Source organism: Kordia sp. E, from assembly GCF_056033805.1.
Window position 1 is genome coordinate 1 of record NZ_JBRASR010000010.1, and the last position, 6882, is coordinate 6882.

Below are 6882 nucleotides of genomic sequence, written 5' to 3' on the forward strand. Positions count from 1 at the left end.
TTTCTGCGGTGTTGTTAGGCATGTATTCTTTTACATTAAAAACACTCATGGCTTCTTTATTATAAGCTCTTCCTGAAGGTGATAAAACTAAAGACATTGGTTTTTCACCTGACAATGCAGATTCATACAACTCTTGATCATTGTCAATACTTAAATCCCCAATAGCTTTAAAATACGTTGCTTCGTAATCAACAGTATTGTCTGCCACTGGTTTAAATTTATAACGCGCAGGCGTATCCCAAACGCCCGTATGACTTCTTGTCGGAGAATAGTGAATATCTACACCATTTCTAAATCCCCAACCACCTTCTATTTCAACGCCTAAACTAAAACTGTCGCCTGAATCTTCTACACGTTCATTAAATACAAATCCCGATTGTCCTTTAAACGGTCTAAATTGCCCTGCAATTCCTTGTCCTTGTATGTGATAAATATCATGTGTGTAGTTTACTACTGGGAGCGCTAATGTACTTTTAGTGACCATACGTTCGTTTTCCCTGTTGAAATCTAACACATCATCATATGAAGCACTTTCCGTGAATTCATAACCATATGCTTTTTCAGGCTTTACCTGATCTTTTAATCGTTGTACAGAATAAAAGGCAGAAACACCTGCTTCATAACTAAAAGGACCAGCTTGCGGACCTAAAGTAGCTCTAAAGGTGTAGTTTTCGTTGTGATATGCTGTACGCTTAGCTGGTGTAAATGTATTGTCAATAAAAGAAATGTTTCCTAAATTTCCGCTAACAGAAGCAGTTCCATCTTTTACACTTTTATTTTGATAGTTTTTATTTACATTACCTTTTGTTGAGGAGTTTATATTAAAGGAACTCAATCCTTGTCTACTATTAAAACTTGTACCTATTCCTACATTATGGCTAATACCAGTAATAGTAGTTTTTTCGGCTTCTTGTGTTTTCCCATCAAAACTTTGAGATGCAGTTGGAGAAACAGAGACACCATCCTCTACAGAAGATGAAAAATTCATTCCAACACTTGTTCCACTAGAGAACTTATAAGAAACACCAAACGAATTTGAAAAACTAAAACCATCATAATTGTTATGTGTTAGCGTTGTGCTTGCAGGAAATCCAAATTCAGTTCCAGAAATTTGCGGATTGAAAGAAAGCGTCATTCCGACAGTTTTATTTTTTTTCATGCTATTTTCATAGGTAATTGTATCACCTTTAAAATCATCAGGAACCCCACGAACATTTCGGTTTATTTGTCCTACGTTAAGATTCCAACCAAGTCCAACCCAAGAAGCTTCTTGATCCATCGTAATACCTGCATCGTATGCTAAATTGAGAGGATAACCACCAACATCCATAATAGGAATATTGTAATTGAAACTCCCTGAATTTATATTCACCATATCAGAAGTTCCAATTGGTGTAAAAGAGTTAAATTCGGGTTGCGACGGACCACTGGTCAGCGCGAATAGTTGTGAAGGCTGTATGGTTGTTAATACCAATTGAATTGCTAAATAGCAAGACAAAACCTTAGAAAATTTTCCGGTTCTAATATGCTGTATCATCATTGATCACTAAGTTTTATTTTAAACTTAAATTTTTATGTTTTTGATATATAAAATGGGGAATGCAATACAAGCTCTGCCTGAAGTGATTTCAGAACGAAGTTGCTGATCAATGAATTTATTTTTTGAGGAATTTTTGTTCCTTTTTGGGGAAAGAAACAAGATGGGTTTTATTCTACGTATGCTAAAGTATGTATTTATGTCGAATTGTGTAGTACAGAGTTAATAAGCGTAGCAATTATTGTATAAGCGTTACTTTTTTAGTTATTTTGAATATTATACTATTTGGATTGTAAACAAAAAAACTCAGATAAAATTTGATTTTTTCTCCTTTAACATAATTTACCTGCATTCATATAGCATTTTCACAAGAGCCCCAAGCTAGTGGGAGTTTGTAACTTGTGTCTAAATTAAATTTAAATAATTTACTATAGTTTTATGTTGCTAAAAAACCAATTTCATCAATTTCTACAACTGTGTGATCATCTTGATAATTTCGAGCACTTGAGTATTTCCAATCTATCATATCGGTAACAAAACCACTTTGCACAGGATTGTTGTGTATATAGTCAATTTTTTGTTTGATTACTTTTTCACTCCATAATTCTATAGGTTTGTTATGTTGCTGCCAAAATTGATATTTACTTGTTGTTGCATTCTTTTTCCCAGCACGTTCAAACATCCATAGCAACCATTCTTTTCTACTTTCTTGGGGATTATTCTGTATGGTTTCAATCACTTTTTTGGAAGTATATCGTTTGAAATCTCGAATCAGTCCAGATGGATCTTCATTAGCTGGTCGAAATATAAAATGTACATGACTTGGCATAAAACAATAACAATACAACTCCATGCCTTTTTCTTTTCTACAATAATTTACACTATCTACTAATACATCAAAGTATAGTTGTCTTGTAAAAATATCTATCCAGTTTATAGTAGCAAAACTTACAAAATAAAGACCGTTTTTGTTATGAAATTTGTAGTTTCTGCTCATAACTCTAAAATACAAAAAGCTATACATAACGCATAGCTTTTTGTTGTACTTATTGTTGATGTTACTATTAAGTAACATAAGTTTCTTACTCTTGCCGCCACTAGCTACAAGCTAGCGGGAGCGGGGACACGTTATTTTAAAACAGTCGTAGAGATTGCACTGCACTGCACTACATTACCTTTCTACAATATCAATTTTATATTTTTTCATTAAAGAAATAAGTTCAGGATAATTATCTTCGAAAATTACTTTGAGTTTATGAACATTTTGTAATTTAATATTTATTATATTTTTTATTTTTTTATGAAATTCTATCAAAGAATCTTCTAAAGTGTATAATGAAACACCTAAGTAAAATTTATTACCATATAATGAATTCGCCAAAGAATAATAAAAATCATATTCATCGAGAAAATTAGAACAATCTATGGTAAATTGATGATTTTTTGGAGGTGTGGTTGGTAATCCACTCCACATACCACATGCTCTGAGGTAATTTAATTTAGATATTGAATTGTTTAGATATAAATCTGCCCAATTTACGTCTATGTTGTTTTGCCACGAATCAAAAATATCAATTATATCTTGAGAATAAACATCATTATTCAGTACAATTAAATTCCCATACAAGTTTATATTATCATTATCAGAATTATAATCAATTACCACTAATTTTAAATCACATAAGTGAAGCTTTATATTATATTTATTAAAATAATCTATACTTAATATTAATTCATCACATTCACTAATACTTTCTAATAAGTGGCACTCTAAAAGTATAAGATTTCTATATGATTCAGGAGCATATCTTACAAGCTTTAAAGAATTACATTTACCGACTTTTTGTTCTTGATATTTAATTGTAATATCTAAAGTTTTATTTTTAGCCATTAATTCCATTTAAATTAGTCTTCGGGTTCAAATTTCTTAATTGTTTTATAATCAATATCAGTAGAATAGCCATATTTTGTAGTAATTCTTCCATCTGGTAATGTAATCTCTAATTCTAATATTCTATAATGCGATCCAGAAGGTCCTTCTACCTCCCATTCTAAAGCTCCATCCCATGGTCTTTGCCCTCCGTAACCTTTTTTACCAGCTTTAGCTTCTAAAGCTTCAAATATTTTATGAGAGCCATCGGCATTTCGTCTAGGAGTCCCTCTGCCAGCTACAACATTTTTGATTTCTTTATTAAAATATTTAGCTCCAGAAAAATTTAAAGATTTAAATCTAGGATATCCTCCTCTATAGGCTAATGAAACGGCTTGTTCCATAGTTAATACTTGTCCATTGCCATTTTTTACAACATCATCAATCTTAGCTCCAACTACACCAGCTTTACTAGCTTTTGCTGCCTTTACTGTTTTAAAAACTTTCCCAACACCTCTATCAGTGAGAATCCCTACAAACATTCCCCCTGCAAAACTAGCCCAATCATTACCATCAGCATTCTGTATATTGTCCGCAATGGCATTTAATATTGGGGTTCTTGGCATGTTAAACAGACTTTTATTATCTTCAAAAAAAATCCAGTTAAAAGTATCTGCAAACTCACCAGAAATAGCCTTTGTTCCTTCCCAAGCGTTTTTCCATGTTTGCCCATCCCACGCATCGTCTGTAACAAAATCGTAACCGCCTTTAACAGCTGTCATTCCACCAACAAAAAAGTGAATAATTCTTTGTTCTACTACCGATTTTTTCTTTATGTAGTTATATATGGATTGCTGGTAACTTTCTAGACCTTCTAGCTCAATGGCGTCAATAACTTCGTTCTCAGAAAAAGCATAAGGACTATTATAAGCATATTGTCTAAACATAGGATCAATCGCAAAGAACCTTCCGATACGTGGATCGTGCATACGATACTTATAATTAATCGAATTCCCTTCTCCTTTAAGTTCATCATCTTTTTCCTGTCCTTGGAAACCGTATCTATAGGATTCATCACTTGCATGGCGTTTTGGAAGTAACATTCCATACGGATAGTAATCATTATATGAAAGAACGTCTGCGAGGAAACCTTCTACTGTTTCAGTTTCTTCTAACGTAAATATAAAGAAATTCTTAATATAGAATGCTTGCTCTGTTTGATCTCCGACATTTTGATGTTGCTTTAAGAAACGGATGTGATAGTTTGCTGTTTCTGGAGCAATGAATGTAAAGTAGAAAAACCCTGATTCTGTGATTGTTGCATTGTATAGACTATTTCCTTGCGGATCTTCTATGGATACTTTTATATCTGCATCATAGTTATCTTTGTCAATATTAGTGCTAATAATGTATTCCGTATTTCCTTGTAATGATTGCTTAAACAATGTACCTGTATTGTTATGTATTGTTGCACATTGTAACGTATTTCCATTGTCTACTAATGCTAAACTTACATTAGTCCCATCTTTTTCAAAATTACTAACACCTTCATGTATTTGTACTATTTGAGTTCCAAATGCTAAGATTTTTTTATCAGATATGACACTTAGTACATTTCCTAAATGATTGGATAATTCATACGCCTTGTCACCAATATAGTTTTCATAATCTTGGTGCGTCAACGGACCATTTACTGCATTTTCATAATGTGTATTATCTAAGTGATTTGGAATACCATCATTATCATCATCAGCTTGTCCTTCTGCAGCAGTAAGCCATCCATCATTGTCATCATCATCATCCAAATAGTTTGGAATACCATCGCTGTCTGTATCTCCTAATAGCTGTTCATGAGTTGTTAAGATTGTATCATTGTCGTCATCGGTATCTAAATAATCAGGTGTTCCATCTCCATCAGAATCATCATTATCTAAGTTTCCATCAGCATTGATATCTTCCAAATAATCATCTACACCATCTGCATCACTATCCGTATAGAATATATTAGGAATGATATAATCATCAGTTGTTAAAGGAACAGTAGTGATTAAGCTCATTTCTTCATCTAAATTATTCTTTAACAAATCAGTATCCAGTATAGGAAAACTGATTGCTTGTGCATCACTCTCAGAAATATCAAAACTATAGTTTAGATACGCTACATCTAATGTTTCTAAATTTGAGCTTTTAAATATAAAACCTTCATTTTTAGTATTGATACTTGTGATATCGCCAGCAGTTGGATTTAATATTGTAATCCTATTTGTTGGATTATCTGGATTGTAGGTTACTCCGTTAACCGTTATATTTATATTATCTCCAAAGAAATTAAGATCTACTTTAAGTCCTACTGTAGCTAATTGTTCTTCACTAAAGTCATATGTAGTTCTGTAGAATTTTTTGGTATAGTAACCCGTTCCATCATTTTTCTCACTTTCTCGTTCTTCACGAATAGAAAACTGCAAACAATATTTGTTTGTGGTGACATCTTTAATCACCTGTAAAGTAGGTTCGTAATACTGTTGAAACGCACCTTTTAAGTTACTTTGTCTTAGCATGACAACTGAATTGTATGCGTCGTCAGTTACAATTTTGAATTGTGTTTGTATGTTTACTCCCAGAAATTCACTAGACGCGCTAGAATTTACAGCAGGATGATTCCAGTGGAAGTATGAGTCAGCTGTTGTACGTACACCACTTTTATTAAAACTCCCTATTATGATTGGTATTCCCGATCCATCATTCGTAGATGTAGTAGGAGCCGTTTGAAAATTCTCATCTATGATGGTTTTGTTTCTATTTTCAATACCTAGCCTAGAACTTCCATATACATGATTTTCTTTTAACGTCATTGTTAAGTCAAACTCAGATGTATTTTTAGAAAATTCACTTTCGTATACACCTAATACATTTCCTTGTGCATCACGTGCATAGTATGTAGTGGTTTTATCATTACTATTTCCAAGTTTGTATGTAGACTTTCCAATTCGGTTACCTAGTCCATCATATTCAAACGCAATTACATCTGGAATTCCTTGACCTTGGAATGGCAGTTTATGAACTTCCTTGACTTTTCCATCTACTCTCCAAAATATTTTGAGCCCTTCTGTTTTATCTTCTATAAGTTGCCCAATATCATCATAAATATAGTTATGATTATCTATATTGTTAGGATCAACATTATAATCATATCCTACACTTGCTAAGGTTGCTATTTGATCGTCAATATCTGCATTTGTTTCGTATTGATTAGTTTCTATAACATCACTTACAATCGCTAGTTTATTGGTAGGTTTATTATTTTCAGTAATGTATTTGTAACTAAAATTGTCCATTACCTTTAATACACCATCTTCAGGAACATAGCGATTTAATGTTTGTAAGTTACCATTTCGATCAAATGTATAATTTGAAGCATAACTATTTTGTAAGTTCAACGTATTGTATGGTTTGTCTGTAACTGCTACAGAGCTCA

At 32.6% G+C, this 6882-nt stretch carries 4 protein-coding genes; all 4 read right to left on the reverse strand.

Features of this window, described 5'->3' with window-relative positions:
• On the reverse strand, positions 1-1540 hold a 1540-nt coding region (locus ACUUYC_RS25290; RefSeq protein WP_474270605.1), incomplete at its 3' end, for a hypothetical protein.
• A gap of 433 nt (positions 1541-1973) precedes the next feature.
• Entirely contained in the window at positions 1974-2534 is a 561-nt protein-coding gene (locus ACUUYC_RS25295) for an REP-associated tyrosine transposase (protein ID WP_474270607.1), read from the reverse strand.
• A 174-nt stretch (positions 2535-2708) separates the two neighbouring features.
• A complete protein-coding gene (locus ACUUYC_RS25300; protein WP_474270610.1) occupies positions 2709-3428 on the reverse strand; it encodes a hypothetical protein in 720 nt (239 codons plus the stop codon).
• Between the two features lie 14 nt (positions 3429-3442).
• Positions 3443-6882: RHS repeat-associated core domain-containing protein (locus ACUUYC_RS25305; RefSeq protein ID WP_474270612.1), on the reverse strand; the 3440-nt coding region annotated here is incomplete at its 5' end.

Excerpts from the sequence above, each read along its gene's own strand:
- ACUUYC_RS25300 (WP_474270610.1), bottom strand. The coding sequence starts at position 3,428 with ATGGCTAAAAATAAAACTTTAGATATTACAATTAAATATCAAGAACAA.
- ACUUYC_RS25295 (WP_474270607.1), bottom strand. The coding sequence starts at position 2,534 with ATGAGCAGAAACTACAAATTTCATAACAAAAACGGTCTTTATTTTGTA.